The sequence below is a fragment of the Geobacillus sp. Manikaran-105 genome, assembly GCF_002809955.1.
GTDB classification, from domain to species: Bacteria; Bacillota; Bacilli; order Bacillales; family Anoxybacillaceae; genus Geobacillus; species Geobacillus thermophilus.
Genome location: NZ_PIJG01000124.1, coordinates 1 through 1,534, shown reverse-complemented (window position 1 = coordinate 1,534; position 1,534 = coordinate 1). Strand labels below are relative to the sequence as shown.

Here is a 1,534-nt window from a genome sequence, read left to right as displayed (position 1 = left end):
GTCAACATGCGATTCACCTCCTTGTCTATCAATATTCACATCATGGACAGGAAAAGCAAAAAATATTCAGCTCACTTTATGATGTGGCTGAATAGTTACCAGCGGAACGGCACAATCTCCTAAAGTTTACAACGGCAACGTTTCTGTTGATGTAACGGGAGTTGACAAATTAGAGTATGCAATTGTAAAAGGTGACCTTTATTTAAGAGGAAACACAGCGATCGTTTTAAACCATGTTACGGTAGAAGGCGAAACATATTTCCTTGACTAAAAAAATTAAACAAGGCCCTGGGCAAAATTGCCAGGGGCTATGTATGGAAAAAATATAAACCTAGGGAGGATAAAATGAAGATAAAAAGTTGGAAGAAAACTTTCAACATAGTGCTCATTTGGGTTATGGCCATAAGTCTGTTCGTCCCGGTTAATGTATCAAAAGCAGCTGAAGTTATGACAGTTGCTGAAGCAATTGCCAATAATTCTGGAAACGCAACAGTAGAAGGTTATATAGTTGGAGTTGTAAAATCAGGAAATGGCGCAAGCATTACGTATTCACATACAGGGCCATTTACTGTCGATACGAACCTTGCACTAGCAGATAATCCAAATGAAACAGACAAATCAAAAATAATCCCGGTACAGTTGCCAAGCGGACCGATTAGAACAGCCCTTAACTTAAAGACTAATGCAGCGAATTTAGGGAAAAAAGTTCAAATTACTGGAAGCCTAGAAGCTTATTTTAATGTCCCTGGTCTTAAGTCTCCAACATCTTATGCATTTGTTGAAGATACTAACCCAGCAAAAGTCCAACCAGTCACCGCTTCCCCTGCAGCCGGAGCGGTTGAAAAGGGAACAGTAGTAACGCTATCAACAGCAACACCAGGTGCAAAAATCTATTATACAACGGACGGAACAGATCCAACCGAAACAAGTACAAAGTATACAGGTTCAATAACCATTGACGGAGATGTAACGATTAAAGCAATCGCTGTAGCAAATGGGCTTGAAAAAAGTGAAGTTCAGACTTTTGTCTATAAAGTTTTGCAAGAGCAATCGATTGCGGATGTAAGAAAACAAGCAGTCGGCACACAGGTGAGGACTACAGGAATCGTGACGGCTGTATTAAAAAATACCGTCTATATCCAGGATGAAACGGCTGGAATCGTCCTATACGGTTCAGGACTGAATGTTCAACGCGGAGATAAAGTTCGTGTAAAAGGAACTTTAGCAGAATACAGAACGTTATTGGAAATCAATGTTCAAGCAAGTGATGTACAAGTAATCGGATCCGAGACTGTTCCACAGCCGCAAGTGTTAACAGCAGACCAACTTAACGAAGATAAAGAAGGTATGCTTGTAGCTGTTCACAATGTAACCGTTGAATCTTTATCCAACGGCAATTATATTGCCAAAGATGGCAACGGAAATACGTTTGTAATTGTAACTATTCAGTCACATCATAAAGTGAGCTGAATATTTTTTGCTTTTCCTGTCTATGATGTGAATATTGATAGACAAGGAGGTGAATCACATGTTG

1 protein-coding gene is annotated in these 1,534 nt (G+C 39.7%); it reads left to right on the top strand.

The window, feature by feature from the left end:
• Nucleotides 1-345 precede the first annotated feature (345 nt).
• Nucleotides 346-1,470 (top strand): DUF6359 domain-containing protein, encoded by a 1,125-nt coding sequence (locus CV945_RS16800; protein WP_232722318.1) that lies wholly within the window; start codon nt 346-348, stop codon nt 1,468-1,470.
• Nucleotides 1,471-1,534: the final 64 nt, after the last annotated feature.

Bases quoted from the DNA above. Each gene is read 5' to 3' on its own strand.
- CV945_RS16800 (WP_232722318.1), top strand. From the start codon at position 346: ATGAAGATAAAAAGTTGGAAGAAAACTTTCAACATAGTGCTCATTTGG.